We start from the raw sequence: 17,230 nt of genomic DNA, 5'->3' as shown, positions 1-17,230 counted from the left end.
GAAATCATGCGCACCAGCGCCGTCATCCCCGTCCTCGTCATCGACGACGTCGCCACCGCCCGCCCGCTCGCCGAAGCGCTCGTCGCCGGCGGCCTCAGGGTACTGGAAGTCACGCTGCGCACTCCCGCCGCGCTCGACGCGATCCGCGAGATGAAGCGGGTCTCCGGCGCGATCGTCGGCGCGGGCACCGTCGTCTCGACCGAGCAGTTCGCGCAGGTGATGGACGCGGGCGCGGAGTTCATCGTCTCGCCGGGCCTCACCGAACGGCTCGCCGATCCGATCATCGCCAGCGGTGTCCCCTTCCTCCCCGGAATCGCGACGGCGGGTGACATCATGCGCGGGCTCGATCTCGGCCTCACGCACTTCAAGTTCTTCCCCGCCGAAACCTCGGGCGGGCTGAAGGCGCTCAAGGCCCTCGCCGCCCCGTTCTACCAGTGCCGCTTTTGTCCCACCGGCGGCATCACAGAGGCAAGCGCGACGGATTGGCTCGCGTTCGAAAAGGTGCTGTGCGTCGGCGGAAGCTGGGTGACGCCGGCCGGCGCGTCGATGGCGGATGTCGAGGCGAAGGCGCGGGCCGCGACCGCGCTGCGGTGACGGGTTGTTCATTCCTCCCGTGGCATGAGGGGGGATGTTCGAGTTTCGCTTCGATGCCGATGCGCGGGTGATGCATGTGCGGGCCGAGGGATTCTGGTCCCTCGCCACGCTCGCCAAATTCTCGGTGGCCGCGCTCGCGGTGTTCACCAGGACCCGCCTGTCGTCGGGGCATTTCGCGACCGTCATCGATTGCCGCGCCTTCCCGATTCAGGCGGGCGAGGTCGCCAGCGGCCTCGAGCTCCTGTCGCAGAAGAGCGCCCGGATCACGACAGGCCCGGTCGCGACGGTCGTCGCCGCCAATCTCAACCGGATGCAGGCGAACCGGATCCTGTCCACCGCCCAGTTCCGGACCTTCATCGACTGGGACGAGGCGCTCGCCTGGATCGATCGGGAATGGACGCCGCTGCGCCGCTGCGCCTGACCGCGGACGCGCCTGCGCGCTACATCTCCCCGCGCGCTTTCCGGATCGCATACCATTTCGCGACGTTCGCGTTATGCTGCTCCAGCGTGTTGGCGAACACATGCCCCCCGGTCCCGTCCGCGACGAAGTACAGCGCGTTCGACTGCGCCGGGTCGAGCACGGCATCGATGCTCGCGCGCCCCGGATTGGCGATCGGCCCCACCGGCAACCCCGCCTCCGCATAGGTATTGTACCCGTTCTTCGCCTGAAGTTCGGACCGCAGGATCCGCCGCCCGAGCGGACGCCCCTTGGTGATCGGATAGATCACCGTCGGATCCGCCTGCAACGGCATCCCGCGCTTCAACCGGTTGCCATAGACCGCCGCGACGGTCCGCCGCTCGGACGGCTTGCCCGTTTCCTTCTCGACGATCGAGGCGAGGATGATCGCCTGCCCGGGAGTCGTCACCGCGATCCCCGGCTTGCGCGCCTTCCACGCCTCCGCGAGATAGTCGCGCATCGCCGCCTGCATCCGTGCCAGCACCGCCGCCCGCGTATCGCCACGCTGGAACGCATAGCTGTCGGGCAGCACCGACCCCTCCGCCGGCACCGCGACGTCGCCGACGAGCCCGTCCGCCTTCTCCAGCGCCTCGTGCACCATCACCGATGGATACCCCTCGGGAACCGCGACCAGCCGTTGGAGCGTCTTGCCCGCCTCCAGCATCGCAAGGATGTCCGCGGCGCTGGCGTGCGCGGGCACGGCATATTCACCCGCCTTGATCGGCGCACCCGATCCGAAGATGCGCGCGAACACCCGAAACCGGCGCGCGGAGACGATCGCGCCCGCCTGTTCAAGCTCATTGGCGGCAGCCGCGAGCGACGCACCTTGCGGCACGACGACGCTCACCGGCTTGTCGGCAGGCCCGGTGCCCTTCCACTGCTGCCCGACCACGACGACCGCAAGGATCGCGAGCAGGCCGAGAACGATACCGAGACAACCGACTTTGCGCATCACTTACCTTTTGTACCCCCGCGCAGGCAGGGGTCCAGACTGGATCCCCGCCTTCGCGGGGGTACATTATGCCGCCGTCAAATCGCCTTCATCACCAGCGACGCATTGGTCCCGCCGAACCCGAACGAGTTGTTCAGCACCGCCTTCACCTGCCGCTTCTTCGCGACATGCGGGACGAGGTCGACCCCGGCGCAGCCTTCGTCGGGATTGTCGAGGTTCAGCGTCGGCGGCACGATCTGGTCGCGGATCGCCAGGATGCAGAAGATGCTCTCGACCGCGCCGGCGCCGCCCAGCAGATGCCCGATCGCCGATTTCGTGCTCGACATCGATGCGCCCGACAGGTCGTCGCCGAACACGCGCTTCGCCGCGGCCAGCTCGATCGTATCGGCCATCGTCGAGGTCCCGTGGGCGTTGATATAGTCGATATCGGACGGCTCCATGCCGGCCTTGCGCAGCGCCATGCGCATGGCGATTTCCGCGCCCTTGCCCTCGGGATGCGGGGCGGTGACGTGATAGGCGTCGCCCGACAGGCCATATCCCACCACCTCGGCATAGATCTTGGCCCCGCGCGCCTTGGCGTGCTCATATTCCTCCAGCACGACGACGCCCGCGCCCTCGCCCATCACGAAGCCGTCGCGGTCCCGATCATAGGGCCGGCTCGCCTCGGTCGGACGATCGTTCATGCTCATGTTGAGCGCGCGGGCCTGCGCGAACCCTGCGACGCCCAGCGGGTTGATCGTGCTTTCGGAGCCGCCTGCCAGCATGACGTCGGCATCGTCGTCCTTGATCATCCGCGCCGCGTCGCCGATCGAATGCGCGCCCGTCGAGCAGGCGGTGACGACCGCGTGATTCGGCCCCATCAGGCCGTATTTGATCGAAACCTGACCGCTGATGAGGTTGATGAGCCGACCATGGACGAAGTGCGGGCTAACCCGGCCCGGACCGCGCTCGTGCAGATTGACCGATTCGAGCTCGATCCCCGGCAGCCCCCCGATGCCCGAGCCGATCGATACGCCGGTGCGCAGGCGATCTTCCTCGCTCATCTCGGTCAGGCCAGCGTCTTCGAGCGCCTGCGAGGCCGCGTCGATGCCGTAGATGATGAACGGATCGACCTGGCGCTGCACCTTGTGATCGACGCGCAGATTGGGGTCGAAGCCATATTCGTGCCCCGCCGGCTTCACCTCGCAAGCGATCCGGCACTTCTGGTCGGACGCATCGAAGCGCGTGATCGGACCGGCGCCCGACCTGGCGGCAAGCAGGTTGGCCCACGCCGTCTCCACGTCCGCACCCAGCGGTGTGACAAGGCCCAGTCCGGTTACGACGACACGCCGCATGGCAACTCCAATCTCTAACTCAAAACAAAACGGCCCCCCGCCCTCTAGCCGGGGACGGAGAGCCGTTCAAACGCAGCCCCTGAGGCGACGTTGGGCCTTAGGCCTTGTGCTCGTCGATATAGGTGATCGCGTCCTTCACGGTCGTGATCTTCTCGGCGGCGTCGTCGGGGATCTCGACGCCGAATTCCTCCTCGAACGCCATGACCAGCTCGACGATGTCGAGGCTGTCGGCGCCGAGGTCGTCGATGAAGCTCGCATCCTCGGTCACCTTTTCGGCTTCGACGCCGAGGTGCTCGACGACGATCTTCTTCACGCGGTCGGCGGTCTCGCTCATGGCATTCCCTCTTCAACTTGTGGGGGTTCGTGATTCCTGAACGCAGGTAGAACGCGCATCGGTCCGGCGCAAGCCTTGTGAGGCTACACCATCGCCATCCCGCCGTTCACATGGATCGTCTGGCCGGTGACATAGCCCGCCTCGCGGCTCGCCAGATAGACGACCGCGGCGGCGATGTCCTCGCCCGTTCCCAGGTCGCCCGCCGGAATCCGCGCGGTCAGCGCCGTCTTCTGCGCATCGGGCAGCGTATCGGTCATCGCCGACCGGATGAAGCCCGGCGCGACGCAGTTGACGGTGATGTTGCGCGACGCCAGCTCCTGCGCCAGCGCCTTCGACATGCCGACCAGCCCCGCCTTCGACGCGGCATAGTTCGCCTGTCCCGGATTGCCCGTCTGCCCGACGACCGAGGTGATCGAGACGACCCGCCCGAACCGCGCCTTCATCATCGGCCTGGCCGCCGCGCGGATCAGCCGGAACGCCGCCTCCAGGTTCACGCGGATGACGGTGTCCCACTCATCGTCCTTCATCCGCATCGCCAGGTTGTCGCGCGTGACGCCGGCATTGTTGACGAGGATGTCGAGCCGCCCGCCCAACGCCGCCACCGCCTGCGGCACCAGCGCGTCGACCGCGGCCGCGTCCGACAGGTCGCACGGCACCGCGACGTGCCCCTCGCCGCCGAGCGACGCCCGGAATGCCTCCAGCTTCTCCACATTCGACCCGGACACCGCGATCCGTGCGCCCTGCGCCGCCAGCCCGCGCGCGATCGCCGATCCGATTCCTCCCGAAGCGCCGGTCACCAGCGCAGTCATGCCTGTCAGGTCGAACATCGTGTTTTCCTTCGTCACAGCGTCTTCAGCATCGCTTCGATATCGTCCATCGACACCACGCTCGTCGCGGTCGCGTCCGGGGCGATGCGCTTGACCATCGGGGTCAGCACCTTGCCGCCGAACTCGACGAACTCGGTCACGCCTGCGCCCTGCATTGCGAGCACAGACTCGCGCCACCGCACCATGCCCGTCACCTGCGCCACCAGCGCCACGCGGATCTCGCCCGGCGTCGCGATCGGCGCGGCGTCGACGTTGCACCACACCGGCACGAACGGCGCGGACAGGTCCGCGTCGAGCAGTGCGTTGTCCATCACGTCGGCGGCGTCCTGCATCAGCGCGCAGTGGAACGGCGCGGAGACGGGCAGGATCACCGCGCGCTTCGCGCCCATCTCCTTGGCGAGCGACACCGCCCGCTCGACCGCGACGCGGTGGCCCGAGATCACCACCTGCGACGGGTCGTTGTCGTTGGCGACGGTGCACACCAGCGTGCCGCCTCCCTCCGCCAGGATCGAATCGACCGCCGCGCCCGCGATCGTCGCCGCCATCTCCAGATCCGCGCCCAGCAGCGCCGCCATCGCGCCCTCGCCCACCGGCACCGCCGCCTGCATCGCCGCGCCCCGCGTCCGCAACAGCCGCGCGGTCGTCGCCAGGTCGAGCGCGCCCGCACCGCACAGCGCGCTGTACTCGCCGAGCGAATGTCCCGCGACATAGTCCGCCTTGTCCGACAGCCGGACCCCGCCTTCGGTCTCGAGCACCCTCAGCGTCGCGATCGCGTTCGCCATGATCGCGGGCTGCGCGTTCTCGGTCAGCGTCAACTCCTCGACGGGCCCTTGCGCCATCAGCCGCGACAACGACTGGCCAAGCGCGTCGTCGACCTCTTGGAACACCGCGCGCGCGACCGGGCTGGCCGCCGCGAGCGCCTGCCCCATGCCGACCGCCTGGCTGCCCTGCCCCGGAAAAATGAACGCACGCATGACCGATCCTCTCACCACTTCGTGCTCCGCGCCCTAGAAAGCTGAACGAAGCTCCGCAAGGTGGGACACCCCGCGACACTTTCGCGGGCGGGGTGGGACGGGTCTGATACAACTCCCTCCCATCTTCATTCCAGACGCCGGCCAGCCCGGCGCCTTGGATCACATGGGAGTGAAGATCATGAAGACCTTTCTGATGAGCGCGATCGCCGCCACGCTGGCCTTCGGCCCCGTCATGGCGACCGCAGCCGAGGCGGCACCGCAGCATCGCACCGTGACGACCGTCAAGGAACGCCCGAACGGCCGCACCGTCGTTACCACGCGCACCGTCCAGCCGCGGGGCTGGCGCGCCGGCCAGCGCTTCGATCGCCGTCAGGCGACCAACTACCGCGTCGTCCGCGACTTCCGCACCTATCGCCTCGCCGCGCCGCCGCGCGGGCATTACTGGGCGCGCTCGGGCCGTGACGCCGTCCTGGTCCGCAACAACGGCACCGTGGTGCGCGTGATCGGCGGTCGCTTCTGACTTGCCTTTCCACAAACTTCCACTAATTGGCACAAAGCCGGGGTGGGAAGCACGCGCTTCCTGCCCCGGCGTGCATTTGATGAAGACAGCCGGAGGGGCATGGCGAAGGGCGCCATGTCAGCGATCGGCCAATGAAGGAAGAAGCATGGCTCTTTACGAGCACGTGTTCCTTGCGCGCCAGGATCTGGCACAGGCGCAAGTGGACGCGCTGGCGGAAGCCGCCAGCAAGATCGTCACCGATCACGACGGCAAGGTCATGAAGACCGAGAGCTGGGGCCTGCGCAGCCTGGCGTATCGCATCGCCAAGAACCGCAAGGCGCACTACGTGATGCTCGAGATCGACGCCCCCGGCAACGTGGTCGCCGAGCTGGAGCGCCAGACGCAGATCAACGAGGACGTGATCCGCTACATGACCGTCAAGGTCGACGAGCTGGAAGCCGGCCCGACCGTGATGATGCGCAAGCAGGAGCGCGACCGTGAGCGTCGTGGCGATCGTGAAGGCGGCCGTGACGGCGGCCCGCGCGGCGATCGTGGCGACCGCCCCGATCGTGGCCCCCGTCGTGACCGTGAAGAGGGAGCCGAATAATGGCCCGTCCGTTTTTCCGCCGCCGCAAGTCCTGCCCGTTCTCGGCCAAGGATGCCCCCCGGATCGACTACAAGGACGTCCGGCTGCTCCAGGGCTTCGTGTCCGAGCGTGGCAAGATCGTCCCCTCGCGCATCACTTCGGTGAGCGCGAAGAAGCAGCGCGAGCTGGCTCAGGCCATCAAGCGCGCGCGTCATCTGGGCCTGCTGCCCTACGTCGTTAAGTAAGGAGTCCTGGATATGGACGTCATTCTGCTTGAGCGCGTCGAAAAGCTCGGCGCCATCGGCGACGTGGTGAAGGTCAAGGACGGCTACGCCCGCAACTTCCTGCTGCCGAACAAGAAGGCGCTTCGCTCCAACGAAGCCAACCGCAAGGTGTTCGAGGCGAACCGTGCCCGCATCGAATCAGACAACGCGACCCGTCGCGCCGATGCCGAGAAGGACGCGGGCTCGTTCAAGGACGCGCAGGTCACGCTGATCCGTCAGGCGTCGAACACCGGCCAGCTCTACGGCTCGGTCGCGGTGCGCGATCTGATCGATGCGCTGAACGCCGATGGCCACAAGGTCGCCAAGTCGGCGATCGTCCTCAACAAGCCGATCAAGTCGATCGGCGTGTACGAGGTGAAGGTCGCGCTGCATCCCGAGGTGTCGGTGACCGTCAAGGTCAACGTCGCCCGTTCGCCCGAAGAGGCCGAGATGCAGGCGCAGGGCGTCGACGTCATGTCGGCGATGTTCGAGAAGGACGAGGCCGGCTTCGTCGAGGATTACGATCCCAACGCCGAGCCGGGCGCGACTGCCGAAGTGCAGTCGAACCCGTCCGACGAGGAGCCGGCGCAGGGCTGACGCTCCACGTCGTCCCTGCGGACACGAAAAGGCCTCCGGGAGCGATCCCGGAGGCCTTTTCGTGTCCGATGGAAGCTCACGGTCGACCCGGAAAGCCATCGTCATCCCGGACTTGATCCGGGATCCGGCTTCTTCTCTCCGAAGCGACCAAAAGCCGAGCCGCGGATCGGACGCGAACCGAAGTCTCGAAACACCAGCGACAGACGCCTCAAGGACACGCCACGCACGCCCCGATCACCGCAGCCAGCGGAACCAGCGCGAACAACAAAGGCATGATCGATTTCATCGCTGCACCCGGTAAAGACGGTAGGATTTCAGCCCGCGAAATGCACCATTGCCCCGATTGGTTGCACGAAACCGGCCACGCATCTGTCCCGCTCCGGCACGTTCCGTGCCATAGCGCCCCGATGTCGTCCCCCCTCGCCACCGTTCTCGACGTCGAACGCTCCTTTAGCGGCCAGCCCTGGCGCTGGCGCGCGCTCGCCGACGACCAGCGTGACGGGCTCGTGCCCGACGATCTCGTCACGACGCTCCTCCTCGCCCGCGGCGCGACGCGCGAGGATCTCGATCGCCACCGCACCCCATCGATCCGCGCCTTCATGCCCGATCCCTCGATCTTCCGCGACATGGACGCCGCCGCCGCGCGCCTCGCCGACGCGATCGCGGCGAACGAATCGATCGCGATCTTCGGCGACTACGACGTCGACGGTGCCACCTCCGCCGCGCTCCTGTCGCGCATCCTGCGCGATCTCGGCATCACGCCGCGCGTCTATATCCCGGACCGGATGACCGAGGGCTACGGACCGACCGAGACCGCGATGCGCCGCCTCGCCGCCGACGGCGCCACGCTGATCGTCACCGTCGATTGCGGCGCGCAGGCGTTCGAGGCGCTGGATGCCGCCCGCGACGCCGGCGTCGAGGTCGTCGTCGTCGATCATCACAAATGCGCCAGCGCGCTCCCCTTCGCGCGCGCGGTCGTCAACCCCAACCGCCTCGACGAGGGCGAAGGCGCCGCGCACGGCCACCTCGCCGCGGTCGGCGTCTGTTTCCTGCTCGCGGCGGCACTCGTCCGCACGCTGCGCACGCGCGGCGCCTTCGCCACCCGCGCCGAGCCCAGGCTGCTCGACCTGCTCGATCTCGTCGCGCTCGGCACCGTCGCCGACGTCGCACAGCTCCGCGGGCTCAACCGCGCCTTCGTCGCGCAGGGGCTGAAGGTGATGGCGAACCGCCGCAACATCGGGCTCGCCGCGCTGATCGAGGCCTCGCGCCTCACCCGCGCGCCGACCTGCACGGACCTGGGCTTCGCGCTCGGCCCCCGAATCAATGCCGGTGGCCGTGTCGGCCGCTCCGATCTCGGCGTCCGCCTGCTGACCACCGACGATCCCGCCGAAGCGCGCGCGATCGCGCAGGAGCTCGACCAGCTCAACGAGGAGCGCCGCGCGATCGAGGCCGGCGTGCAGGAGGCCGCCGAGATGATGCTCGGCACCCCCGGCGCGGTCACCGTCGTCGCGGGGCAGGGCTGGCACCCCGGCGTCATCGGCATCGTCGCAGGCCGCCTCAAGGAAAAGCTGTCGCGCCCGGCGGTGGTGATCGCGATCGACGAGCACGGCATCGGCAAGGGCTCCGCGCGCTCGATCCCCGGCGTCGATCTCGGCCAGGCGATCCTTGCCGCGAAAGAGCACGGTATCCTCATCGCTGGCGGCGGACACGCGATGGCCGCGGGCCTGACGATCGACGCCGCGCGCATCCCGGATCTAGCCGCCTTCCTCGAAGACCGCCTTGCGGCCGCGGTCGCGCGGGCAGGCGATTCGCGCGCGCTTTCGATCGACAGCGTCGTCGCACCCGGCGGGGTCACGCCCACGCTGGTCGACGCGCTCGAGGTCGGCGGCCCCTACGGCACCGGCTGGCCGCAGCCGCGCATCATCGCGGGGCCGGTGCGAATCGTGAAGGCCGACATCGTCGGCACCGGCGGGCATATCCGCCTGATCGTGGCGGGCAATGACGGCCGCAGCCTGAAGGCGATGGCCTTCCGCGCCGCCGAAACCCCGCTCGGCCAGGCCCTCCTCGCCGCCCCACCCCACCGCCACCTCTGGATCGCCGGCCGCATCCGCCGCGACGACTGGTCGGGCCGCGACACCGCGGAGATGCATGTCGACGACGCCGCCTGGGCCGACTGAATCCGCCGCGCACATCGCGCTTGACCCCGCCCCCCCATTTCCGTACCCGGCCTCGGCACGCCAACGGCGCGGCCCCTTCGTCTAGCGGTTAGGACGCGGCCCTTTCACGGCTGAAGCACGGGTTCGATTCCCGTAGGGGTCACCAGCCGCGGAAATCAGCGGTTCTTGACGATGCGACTTTTCCCGTTTGCCCCTGCCGGCGCCGCGAGCTTGCCCCCGGCATTGCCCACACGCGCCAGCTTCGCCCGTCGCGCGCGTTTTCCGTACTGATCGCCGGTGGGCGCCGTGCAGCGACCGCCGCCCGGTCAGTCGCCGCGCGCCGCCTTCCAGTCGCGCCGGATCTTCTTGGCGAGGCTCCATTTGTGCACCTCCGTCGGACCGTCATAGATGCGGAATGCGCGGATCTCGCGGAACACCTGCGCGACGATCGTGTCGTCGGTCACGCCCGATCCGCCCATCACCTGCACGCATTTGTCCGCGATGCGCATCAGCGCCTCGCTGACCGAGACCTTCGCCATCGAGCTCTCGACCGTCCCCATCGCACCCGTATCCAGCACGCCCGCGCACCAGTCGATCATCAGCTCGGCCTGTTTCAGGTCGATCAGGTTCTCCGCCAGCATGAAGCCGACGCCCTCGTGATCGACCAGCGGCTTGCCGAATGCGTGGCGCCGGTTCGCATAGTCGGTCGCGATCTCGTTGGCGCGCACGCACGCGCCGTACCAGCGCATGCAGTGCGACAGCCGCGCCGGCGCCAGCCGGATCTGCGCATAGCGAAACCCTTCGCCCGCATGCCCCAGCATCTGGTCCGCCGGGACGCGCAGCCCGTCGATCCGCACGGTCGCGTGGCCGCCGGGCATCGAGCTGTCGATCGTGTTGGGCACGCGCTCGATCGTGATCGCGGGATCGGGCAGGTCGACCAGGAACAGGCACGCGCCTTCCTCCGCCTTCGCCATCACGATACCCACCGTCGCGCCGTCCGCGCCGGTGATGAACGCCTTGCGCCCGTCGATCACCCAGTGGTTGCCGTCGGGGCGGCACGTCGTCTTCATCATCGACGGGTCGCTGCCCGCCCCGCCCTCGCTCGCCGGCTCGGTCATGAAGAACGCCGATCGCGCGCGCCCCTCGACCAGCGGCGCGAGGAAGCGCGCCTTGACGTCGTCGCTGCCGACCTTGCCCAGCAGGTACATGTTGCCCTCGTCGGGCGCCGCCGTGTTGCACGCCAGCGGGCCCAGTGGCGACAGGCCGGTGCGCGCAAGGACGATCGCGGTCTCCCGCTGCGACAGGTGCGCGCCGTCCGCCAGGATGTGCGGCGTCAACACGCCCGCCGCACGCGCCTTTCCGCGCAGTTCGTCGACCAATGCGTCGGTCGGGCAGTCATGATGATCGCGCCGGGGATCGCGCTCGTACGCCACGACGACATCGCGGACGAACGCCTCCACCCGGTCCGCGATCGCCAGCGTCCGCGCCATCCCGACGCCACTCATCGACCCGCAGCCTTGCTCGACGGAATACCCAATGCATCTCTCCCCGGCCGATGTCGCCGGGTGATGGAAACCGGGCTTTCGAATACCTAAGTCCGGGTTGATTGCACCGCACCGTCAGGCCGGTCAATAAGGTGCCGACGCGCCGCAGCGACAGGATTTCCATGATGCCGACCGACAACCCGCTTCTCGACACGCTCGCGTTGCCGCGCTTTCCGGAGATCACCGCAGACGGAATCGCCCCCGCGCTCGACGCCGCACTCGCCGAGCACGAGGCGACGATCGCCGCGATTACCGCATCGCGCCCGACCGCTTTCGAGGCGGCGTGGTTGCCGCTGGAGCGCGCCGACACCGCACTCGACGCGATCTGGTCCACCGTCGCGCACCTCCACGGCGTCGCCGACACGCCCGCACTGCGCGAGGCGCACGCCGCCGGGCAGGCACGGCTGGTCGAGAACGCGATGAAGGTCGGCCAGAACCGCGACCTGTACGACACGCTCGTCGCGCTGTCCGCGTCGCCCGATTTCGCCGGGCTTCCGCAGGCCGACCGGGTCGCGGTCGAGCATGCGATCCGCGACTTCACGCTGTCCGGGGTCGCGCTCGACGCGGCGGATCGCGAACGCTTCGGCGCGATCTCGGTCGAGCTGTCAGCACTCTCGACCGAGTTCGGCAGCGCCGTCCTCGACGCGACCGAGGCGTGGAGCGAACACCTCACCGACGCCGCGCTGCTCGCGGGCATATCGGCGGCCGACCTCGAGATGTTCGCCGCCGCCGCGCAGGCCGCCGGCCTCGACGGCTGGCTGGTCACGCTCCACCAGCCCAGCGTCGCCGCGATCCTCACCTTCGCCGAGAACCGCGACCTGCGCGCGCGCGTCTACGAGGCCTTCGGCACCCGCGCTTCGGATCGCGGCCCGCACGCCGGCCGGTTCGACAATTCCGCCCGGATCGCACGCATCTTCGAACTCCGGCGCGAAGCCGCACAACTGCTCGGCTTCACCGATCCGGTCGAACTGTCGCTTGCGACCAAGATGGCGCCCAACGCGGGCGAGGTCCTCGCCTTCCTGCGCGACCTCGCCCGCCGTGCGAAGCCCGCCGCCGAGCGCGACCTCGCCGAACTCCGCGCGTTCGCGTCCGCCGAACTCGGTATCGACGATCTCCAGCCCTGGGACGCAGGCTTCGCCGCGGACCGCCTCAAGCAGGCGCATCATGCGCTCGACGAGCAGGAGATCCGCGCACATTTCCCGGTCGAGCGCGTGATAGAGGGCTGGCAGGCGCTGCTGACCCGCCTCTTCGGCATTCGCCTGGTCGAGCGCGCGGACGTCGCGACCTGGCACCCCGACGCGCGCTATTTCGACGTCGCCGACGAAGAAGGCAGCGTCTTCGCGGGCCTCTATGTCGATCTCCACGCGCGCGCGGGCAAGCGCGGCGGCGCGTGGATGGCGCAGGCCCGCGCCCGGCTTCGCGACGGCAACGTCGCGACCCGCCCGGTCGCTTACCTCACCTGCAACTTCGCGCCGAAGGGCGCGGAGACGCCGTCGCTGCTCAGCCACAACGACGTCGTTACGCTGCTCCACGAGACGGGCCACTGCCTTCACCACCTCTTCACGCAGGTCGACCGGCCGAGCATCGCGGGGACCAGCGGCGTCGAGTGGGATGCGATCGAGCTTCCCAGCCAGCTGATGGAGGACTTCGCGTGGGACCGCACCGTGCTCACCGGCATGTCGGGCCATCACCGCACCGGCGCGCCGCTCCCCGCGGACCTGTTCGATCGCATGGTCGCCGCGCGCCGCTTCCAGTCGGGAATGTTCATCGTCCGCCAGGTCGAATTCGCGATGTTCGATCTGCTCCTCCACCTCGGCACGATGGGCTCCGACCCGATCGAGGTGATCGAGGCCGTGCGCGACGAAGTGTCGGTGATCCGTCCTCCCGAATGGCACCGCTTCCCGCATGCGTTCAGTCATATCTTCGCGGGCGGCTATGCCGCGGGCTATTACAGCTATCTGTGGGCCGAGGTCCTCGCCGCGGACGGCTTCCTTGCGTTCGCCGAAGCCGGGCTGGTGGATCGTGCGACCGGCGACGGCTTTCGCGACGCGGTCCTGTCGCGCGGCGCCACCCGCCCCGCCGCGGAGAGCTTTCGCGCGTTCCGCGGGCGCGATCCCGATCCCGCCGCGATGCTCGTCCGCCACGGACTGGTATAGCCCGAAGGCGTCGGTCCGGAACAATATCCGCGCCGACGCTGTTCTCCTGCAAGCGTATCGCGTTCCCTCAATCTACCGCGCCTGACCGCCCCTCTCCAGGGTGCGCCGTCGGGCATTTGCAAGGATCAGACCCATCATGAGCGATCACGGCGAATGCGCCATCTCGCGACGAGGCATTCTCGTCGGCAGCGCGGCGACCGCGGCCCTGACCGCCGTGCCGGTCGCGCACGCGCAGACGCCCCCCGCCCCCGCCGCGCCGGTGATGGCGAAGGTGTCGATGCAGGTAAACGGCAAGCGCCGCACGCTCGAGATCGACACCCGTACCACCCTCCTCGATGCGCTGCGCGAGCATCTCCAGCTCACCGGCACCAAGAAGGGCTGCGACCATGGCCAGTGCGGCGCGTGCACCGTCATCGTCGACGGCCAGCGGATCAACGCGTGCCTGTCGCTAGCGGTGATGCACGAGGGCGACGACGTCACAACGATCGAGGGCCTCGGCACGCCCGACAAGCTTCACCCGATGCAGGCCGCGTTCGTCGTGCATGACGGCTACCAGTGCGGCTACTGCACCCCCGGCCAAATCTGCTCGGCGGTGTCCGTGCTCGAAGAGATCCGCAAGGGCATCCCCAGCCACGCCACTGCGGACCTGACCGCGAAGCCGCAGCTCTCCGACGACGAGATGCGCGAGCGGATGAGTGGCAACATCTGCCGCTGCGGCGCTTATTCCAACATCCTCGACGCGATGGCCGACGTCGCCGGGCAGAAGGCGGGAGCCAAGGCATGAAGCCCTTCAGCTACGAACGCGCCACCTCCCCCGCCGCCGCGGCAGCCGCGGTTGCGCGCACGCCGGGCGCGAAGTTCATCGCGGGCGGCACCAACCTGCTCGACCTGATGAAGCTTGAGATCGAGACGCCGCAGCACCTGATCGACGTCGGCGGCCTCGGCCTCGATACGATTGAAAAGACCGCGGACGGCGGCCTGCGCATCGGCGCGCAGGTCACCAACACCGCGCTGGCGTCCGACGCGCGCGTCCGTCGCGACTACGGCGTCCTGTCGCGTGCGATCGTCGCGGGCGCCTCGGGCCAGCTCCGCAACAAGGCGACGACCGCGGGCAACCTGCTCCAGCGCACCCGCTGCCCCTATTTCTACGACACCAACCAGGCATGCAACAAGCGCAAGCCCGGCTCGGGCTGCGCCGCGATCGGCGGGTATAGTCGCCAGCTCGGCGTGGTCGGCACCAGCGAGGCGTGCATCGCCACCTATCCCGGCGACATGGCCGTCGCGATGCGCGTGCTCGACGCCACGGTCGCAACGGTCGACGCCGCCGGCAAGACGCGCGCGATCCCGATCGCGGACTTCCACCGGCTTCCCGGCACCACGCCGCATGTCGAAACCGCGCTGGCCCCGGGCGAGCTCATCACCGCCGTGACGCTGCCCAAGCCGATCGGCGGCACGCACGTCTACCATAAGGTCCGCGACCGCGCGTCCTACGCCTTCGCGCTCGTCTCGGTCGCCGCCATCGTCCATAAGGACGGCTCGGGCCGCGTCGCGATCGGCGGAGTCGCTCCGAAGCCATGGCGGGCCGAAGCTGCCGACGCCGCAATGCCGCAGGGCGCGAAGGCGGTCGCTGCGCGCCTCTTCGCCGGTGCGAAGCCGACACAGTACAACGCATTCAAGGTCACCCTCGCAGAGCGCACGCTCGCAGCCGTGATGGCGGAGACGAAAGCATGAAGTTCGACACCCCCGCCGGCACCAACCCGATCGACCAGATGAAGGTCATCGGCAAGCCGACCGACCGGATCGACGGCCCGCTCAAGACGACCGGCACCGCACCCTACGCCTATGAACGCCACGATGTCGCACCGAACCAGGCGTATGGCTATGTCGTCGGCGCCGCGATCGCCAAGGGCAGGATTGCATCGATGGATACCGCGCAGGCGAAGGCCGCGCCCGGCGTCCTTGCCATCGTCACCGCTGCGAACGCCGGCAAGCTCGGCAAGGGCAAGATGAACACCGCGAAACTGCTCGGCGGCCCGGAGATCGAGCACTATCACCAGGCGATCGCGGTCGTGGTCGCGGAAACGTTCGAACAGGCGCGCGCCGCCGCCAACCTGATCCGCGTCGACTATGTGCGCGCCAAGGGTGCGTACGACCTCGACACCGCGCTGAAGACCGCCCCGCTCAAGGGTGACGAGGGCAAGCCCCCGGTCGACCGCGTCGGCGATTTCGAAACCGCGTTCGCCGCCTCCCCGGTGAAGCTTGACGCGCGCTACACCACTCCCGATCACAGCCATGCTATGATGGAGCCGCACGCCAGCATCGCGGCGTGGGACGGCGACAAGGTCACGCTGTGGACGTCGAACCAGATGATCGCGTGGGGCAAGGGCGAAGTCGCCGCGACACTCGGCATCGCGCCCGAGAATGTCCGCATCGACAGCCCCTATGTCGGCGGCGGGTTCGGCGGGAAGCTGTTCCTGCGATCCGACGCGCTGATGGCCGCGCTCGGCGCGAAGGCGGCGGGTCGCCCGGTCAAGGTCGCGCTGCAACGGCCGCTGATGGTCAACAACACCACCCACCGCCCCGCCACCGCGCAGCGCATCCGCATCGGCGCGACGAAGGACGGCAGGATCACCGCGATCGCGCATGAAAGCGGCTCGGGCGACCTTCCCGGCGGCGGTCCCGAGACGGCTGTCGCCCAGACCAAGCTGCTCTACGCGGGCGCCAACCGGCTGACCTCTATGCGCCTCGCGGTGCTCGACCTGCCCGAGGGCAACGCGATGCGCGCGCCCGGCGAGGCCCCCGGCCTCATGGCGCTCGAGATCGCGATGGACGAGATGGCGGAGAAGCTCGGGATCGATCCGATCCGCTTCCGCGCCATCAACGACACCCAAGTCGATCCCGCCAAGCCCGAGCGTAAATTCTCGCAACGCCAGCTCGTGAAATGTCTCGAGGACGGCGCGGCGAAGTTCGGATGGAGCGCGCGCCAAGTGAAACCGGGGTCGGTCCGCGACGGCCAGTGGCTGGTCGGAATGGGCGTCGCCGCCGCGTTCCGCAACAACATGGTGATGAAGTCCGCCGCGCGCGTGTCGCTGGACGGCAACGGCCGCGTCGTCGTCGAAACCGACATGACCGATATCGGCACCGGCAGCTATACGATCATCGCGCAGACCGCCGCGGAGATGATGGGCGTCCCGCTCGACAAGGTGTCGGTCCGGCTCGGCGACTCGGACTTTCCGGCCTCGTCGGGGTCCGGCGGCCAGTGGGGCGCGAACAGTTCGACCGCGGGCGTCTACGCCGCCTGCGCGAAGCTGCGCGATCAGGTCGCGCAAAAGCTCGGCTTCAACGCCACCGACGTCGCCTTCGCGGATGGCGAGGTGCGCGCGGGCAACCGTCGCGCCAAGCTGGCCGACGCTGGCGCGATGACCGCGGAGGACGCCATGGAGTATGGCGATCTCGACAAGACGTACCAGCAGTCGACCTTCGGCAGCCATTTCGCCGAGGTCGCGGTCAACGCCTATACCGGCGAGACGCGGATCCGCCGCATGCTCGCGGTCTGCGCGGCGGGGCGCATCCTCAACCCCAAGTCGGCGCGCAGCCAGGTGATCGGTGCGATGACGATGGGTGCGGGCGCCGCATTGATGGAGGATCTCGCGGTCGACAAGCGCTTCGGCTTCTTCGTCAACCACGATCTCGCCGGCTATGAGGTGCCCGTCCACGCCGACATCCCGCATCAGGAAGTGATCTTCCTGGACGAGGCCGATGCCATGTCCTCGCCGATGAAGGCCAAGGGCGTCGGCGAACTCGGCATTTGCGGCGTCGGTGCGGCGATCGCCAACGCGATCTACAATGCCACCGGCATCCGCGTGCGCGACTACCCGATCACCCTCGACAAGTATCTCGACAGGCTGGCGATCGCCTGACGCTCCTTCCGTCATCCCGGCCCCGCGCCGGGATGAC

General features: G+C 68.7%; 17 protein-coding genes and 1 tRNA gene. 12 read left to right on the top strand and 6 right to left on the bottom strand.

Features of this window, described 5'->3' with window-relative positions; all coding sequences use genetic code 11:
• Positions 1-6: 6 nt before the first annotated feature.
• Both eda and ACV7NO_RS09505 read left to right on the top strand, forming a co-directional pair.
• Complete coding sequence (gene eda / locus ACV7NO_RS09510; RefSeq protein ID WP_463407310.1) at positions 7-594, top strand: bifunctional 4-hydroxy-2-oxoglutarate aldolase/2-dehydro-3-deoxy-phosphogluconate aldolase; 588 nt, start codon at positions 7-9, stop codon at positions 592-594.
• Positions 595-628: 34 nt separating this feature from the next.
• Positions 629-1,015, top strand: a complete 387-nt coding sequence (locus tag ACV7NO_RS09505) for a hypothetical protein (RefSeq protein WP_463405762.1) — start codon at positions 629-631, stop codon at positions 1,013-1,015.
• Between the two features lie 19 nt (positions 1,016-1,034).
• Here ACV7NO_RS09505 and mltG read toward each other — a convergent pair whose 3' ends face one another.
• From mltG to fabD, 5 genes are all read right to left on the bottom strand, one after another.
• Positions 1,035-2,003, bottom strand: a complete 969-nt coding sequence (gene mltG, locus ACV7NO_RS09500) for an endolytic transglycosylase MltG (protein WP_463405761.1) — start codon at positions 2,001-2,003, stop codon at positions 1,035-1,037.
• A 77-nt stretch (positions 2,004-2,080) separates the two neighbouring features.
• Positions 2,081-3,337, bottom strand: a complete 1,257-nt coding sequence (gene fabF, locus ACV7NO_RS09495) for a beta-ketoacyl-ACP synthase II (protein ID WP_463405760.1) — start codon at positions 3,335-3,337, stop codon at positions 2,081-2,083.
• Positions 3,338-3,434: 97 nt separating this feature from the next.
• Positions 3,435-3,671, bottom strand: a complete 237-nt coding sequence (locus tag ACV7NO_RS09490; RefSeq protein ID WP_055930301.1) for an acyl carrier protein — start codon at positions 3,669-3,671, stop codon at positions 3,435-3,437.
• 83 nt (positions 3,672-3,754) lie between these two features.
• Positions 3,755-4,498: a 3-oxoacyl-[acyl-carrier-protein] reductase gene (fabG, locus tag ACV7NO_RS09485; protein ID WP_463405759.1), complete on the bottom strand. Its 744-nt coding sequence runs from the start codon at positions 4,496-4,498 to the stop codon at positions 3,755-3,757.
• Positions 4,499-4,512: 14 nt separating this feature from the next.
• On the bottom strand, positions 4,513-5,472 hold the full coding sequence (gene fabD / locus ACV7NO_RS09480) for an ACP S-malonyltransferase (protein ID WP_463405758.1): 960 nt from the start codon (positions 5,470-5,472) through the stop codon (positions 4,513-4,515).
• A gap of 178 nt (positions 5,473-5,650) precedes the next feature.
• Here fabD and ACV7NO_RS09475 point away from each other — a divergent pair, with 178 nt between their 5' ends.
• The 6 genes from ACV7NO_RS09475 to ACV7NO_RS09450 all read left to right on the top strand — a co-directional run bounded on the left by ACV7NO_RS09475 (position 5,651) and on the right by ACV7NO_RS09450 (position 9,739).
• Entirely contained in the window at positions 5,651-5,992 is a 342-nt protein-coding gene (locus ACV7NO_RS09475) for an RcnB family protein (protein WP_463405757.1), read from the top strand.
• Positions 5,993-6,137: 145 nt separating this feature from the next.
• Entirely contained in the window at positions 6,138-6,578 is a 441-nt protein-coding gene (gene rpsF, locus ACV7NO_RS09470; RefSeq protein WP_463405756.1) for a 30S ribosomal protein S6, read from the top strand.
• The gene (gene rpsR, locus ACV7NO_RS09465; RefSeq protein ID WP_007403456.1) at positions 6,578-6,802 is read left to right on the top strand and encodes a 30S ribosomal protein S18; all 225 of its coding nucleotides are present in this window, start codon (positions 6,578-6,580) and stop codon (positions 6,800-6,802) included. The genes rpsF and rpsR overlap by 1 nt, the downstream gene beginning before the upstream one ends.
• A gap of 12 nt (positions 6,803-6,814) precedes the next feature.
• Positions 6,815-7,417, top strand: coding sequence for a 50S ribosomal protein L9 (gene rplI / locus ACV7NO_RS09460; protein ID WP_463405755.1), 603 nt, complete (start codon positions 6,815-6,817; stop codon positions 7,415-7,417).
• A 407-nt stretch (positions 7,418-7,824) separates the two neighbouring features.
• The gene (gene recJ / locus ACV7NO_RS09455; RefSeq protein WP_463405754.1) at positions 7,825-9,594 is read left to right on the top strand and encodes a single-stranded-DNA-specific exonuclease RecJ; all 1,770 of its coding nucleotides are present in this window, start codon (positions 7,825-7,827) and stop codon (positions 9,592-9,594) included.
• A 70-nt stretch (positions 9,595-9,664) separates the two neighbouring features.
• Positions 9,665-9,739: transfer RNA gene (locus ACV7NO_RS09450), tRNA-Glu, on the top strand.
• A gap of 160 nt (positions 9,740-9,899) precedes the next feature.
• Here ACV7NO_RS09450 and ACV7NO_RS09445 read toward each other — a convergent pair.
• Complete coding sequence (locus ACV7NO_RS09445) at positions 9,900-11,078, bottom strand: acyl-CoA dehydrogenase family protein (RefSeq protein ID WP_463405753.1); 1,179 nt, start codon at positions 11,076-11,078, stop codon at positions 9,900-9,902.
• A gap of 164 nt (positions 11,079-11,242) precedes the next feature.
• On the opposite strand from ACV7NO_RS09445, the gene ACV7NO_RS09440 reads away from it, so the two are divergent.
• From ACV7NO_RS09440 to paoC, 4 genes are all read left to right on the top strand, one after another.
• Positions 11,243-13,273: a M3 family metallopeptidase gene (locus ACV7NO_RS09440; RefSeq protein WP_463405752.1), complete on the top strand. Its 2,031-nt coding sequence runs from the start codon at positions 11,243-11,245 to the stop codon at positions 13,271-13,273.
• A gap of 136 nt (positions 13,274-13,409) precedes the next feature.
• Positions 13,410-14,057: an aldehyde dehydrogenase iron-sulfur subunit PaoA gene (gene paoA / locus ACV7NO_RS09435; protein WP_463405751.1), complete on the top strand. Its 648-nt coding sequence runs from the start codon at positions 13,410-13,412 to the stop codon at positions 14,055-14,057.
• Positions 14,054-15,004, top strand: a complete 951-nt coding sequence (locus tag ACV7NO_RS09430) for an FAD binding domain-containing protein (protein WP_463405750.1) — start codon at positions 14,054-14,056, stop codon at positions 15,002-15,004. The genes paoA and ACV7NO_RS09430 overlap by 4 nt, the downstream gene beginning before the upstream one ends.
• Positions 15,001-17,193 carry an aldehyde oxidoreductase molybdenum-binding subunit PaoC gene (gene paoC, locus ACV7NO_RS09425; RefSeq protein WP_463405749.1) on the top strand — a complete coding sequence of 731 codons (2,193 nt, stop codon included), beginning with the start codon at positions 15,001-15,003 and terminating at the stop codon, positions 17,191-17,193. The genes ACV7NO_RS09430 and paoC overlap by 4 nt, the downstream gene beginning before the upstream one ends.
• The last annotated feature ends 37 nt before the right edge of the window (positions 17,194-17,230 follow it).

Source organism: Sphingomonas sp. Ell38C01 (genome assembly GCF_055231975.1).
This window is presented reverse-complemented; position numbering and strand designations above follow the sequence as displayed.

Coding starts and splice junctions, on each gene's coding strand:
- fabF (WP_463405760.1), bottom strand. CDS start 3,337: ATGCGGCGTGTCGTCGTAACCGGACTGGGCCTTGTCACACCGCTGGGT.
- fabD (WP_463405758.1), bottom strand. CDS start 5,472: ATGCGTGCGTTCATTTTTCCGGGGCAGGGCAGCCAGGCGGTCGGCATG.
- ACV7NO_RS09430 (WP_463405750.1), top strand. CDS start 14,054: ATGAAGCCCTTCAGCTACGAACGCGCCACCTCCCCCGCCGCCGCGGCA.
- fabG (WP_463405759.1), bottom strand. CDS start 4,498: ATGTTCGACCTGACAGGCATGACTGCGCTGGTGACCGGCGCTTCGGGA.
- paoC (WP_463405749.1), top strand. CDS start 15,001: ATGAAGTTCGACACCCCCGCCGGCACCAACCCGATCGACCAGATGAAG.
- ACV7NO_RS09490 (WP_055930301.1), bottom strand. CDS start 3,671: ATGAGCGAGACCGCCGACCGCGTGAAGAAGATCGTCGTCGAGCACCTC.
- paoA (WP_463405751.1), top strand. CDS start 13,410: ATGAGCGATCACGGCGAATGCGCCATCTCGCGACGAGGCATTCTCGTC.
- ACV7NO_RS09505 (WP_463405762.1), top strand. CDS start 629: ATGTTCGAGTTTCGCTTCGATGCCGATGCGCGGGTGATGCATGTGCGG.
- ACV7NO_RS09440 (WP_463405752.1), top strand. CDS start 11,243: ATGCCGACCGACAACCCGCTTCTCGACACGCTCGCGTTGCCGCGCTTT.
- rplI (WP_463405755.1), top strand. CDS start 6,815: ATGGACGTCATTCTGCTTGAGCGCGTCGAAAAGCTCGGCGCCATCGGC.
- ACV7NO_RS09445 (WP_463405753.1), bottom strand. CDS start 11,078: ATGAGTGGCGTCGGGATGGCGCGGACGCTGGCGATCGCGGACCGGGTG.
- recJ (WP_463405754.1), top strand. CDS start 7,825: ATGTCGTCCCCCCTCGCCACCGTTCTCGACGTCGAACGCTCCTTTAGC.
- ACV7NO_RS09475 (WP_463405757.1), top strand. CDS start 5,651: ATGAAGACCTTTCTGATGAGCGCGATCGCCGCCACGCTGGCCTTCGGC.
- rpsR (WP_007403456.1), top strand. CDS start 6,578: ATGGCCCGTCCGTTTTTCCGCCGCCGCAAGTCCTGCCCGTTCTCGGCC.
- rpsF (WP_463405756.1), top strand. CDS start 6,138: ATGGCTCTTTACGAGCACGTGTTCCTTGCGCGCCAGGATCTGGCACAG.
- mltG (WP_463405761.1), bottom strand. CDS start 2,003: ATGCGCAAAGTCGGTTGTCTCGGTATCGTTCTCGGCCTGCTCGCGATC.
- eda (WP_463407310.1), top strand. CDS start 7: ATGCGCACCAGCGCCGTCATCCCCGTCCTCGTCATCGACGACGTCGCC.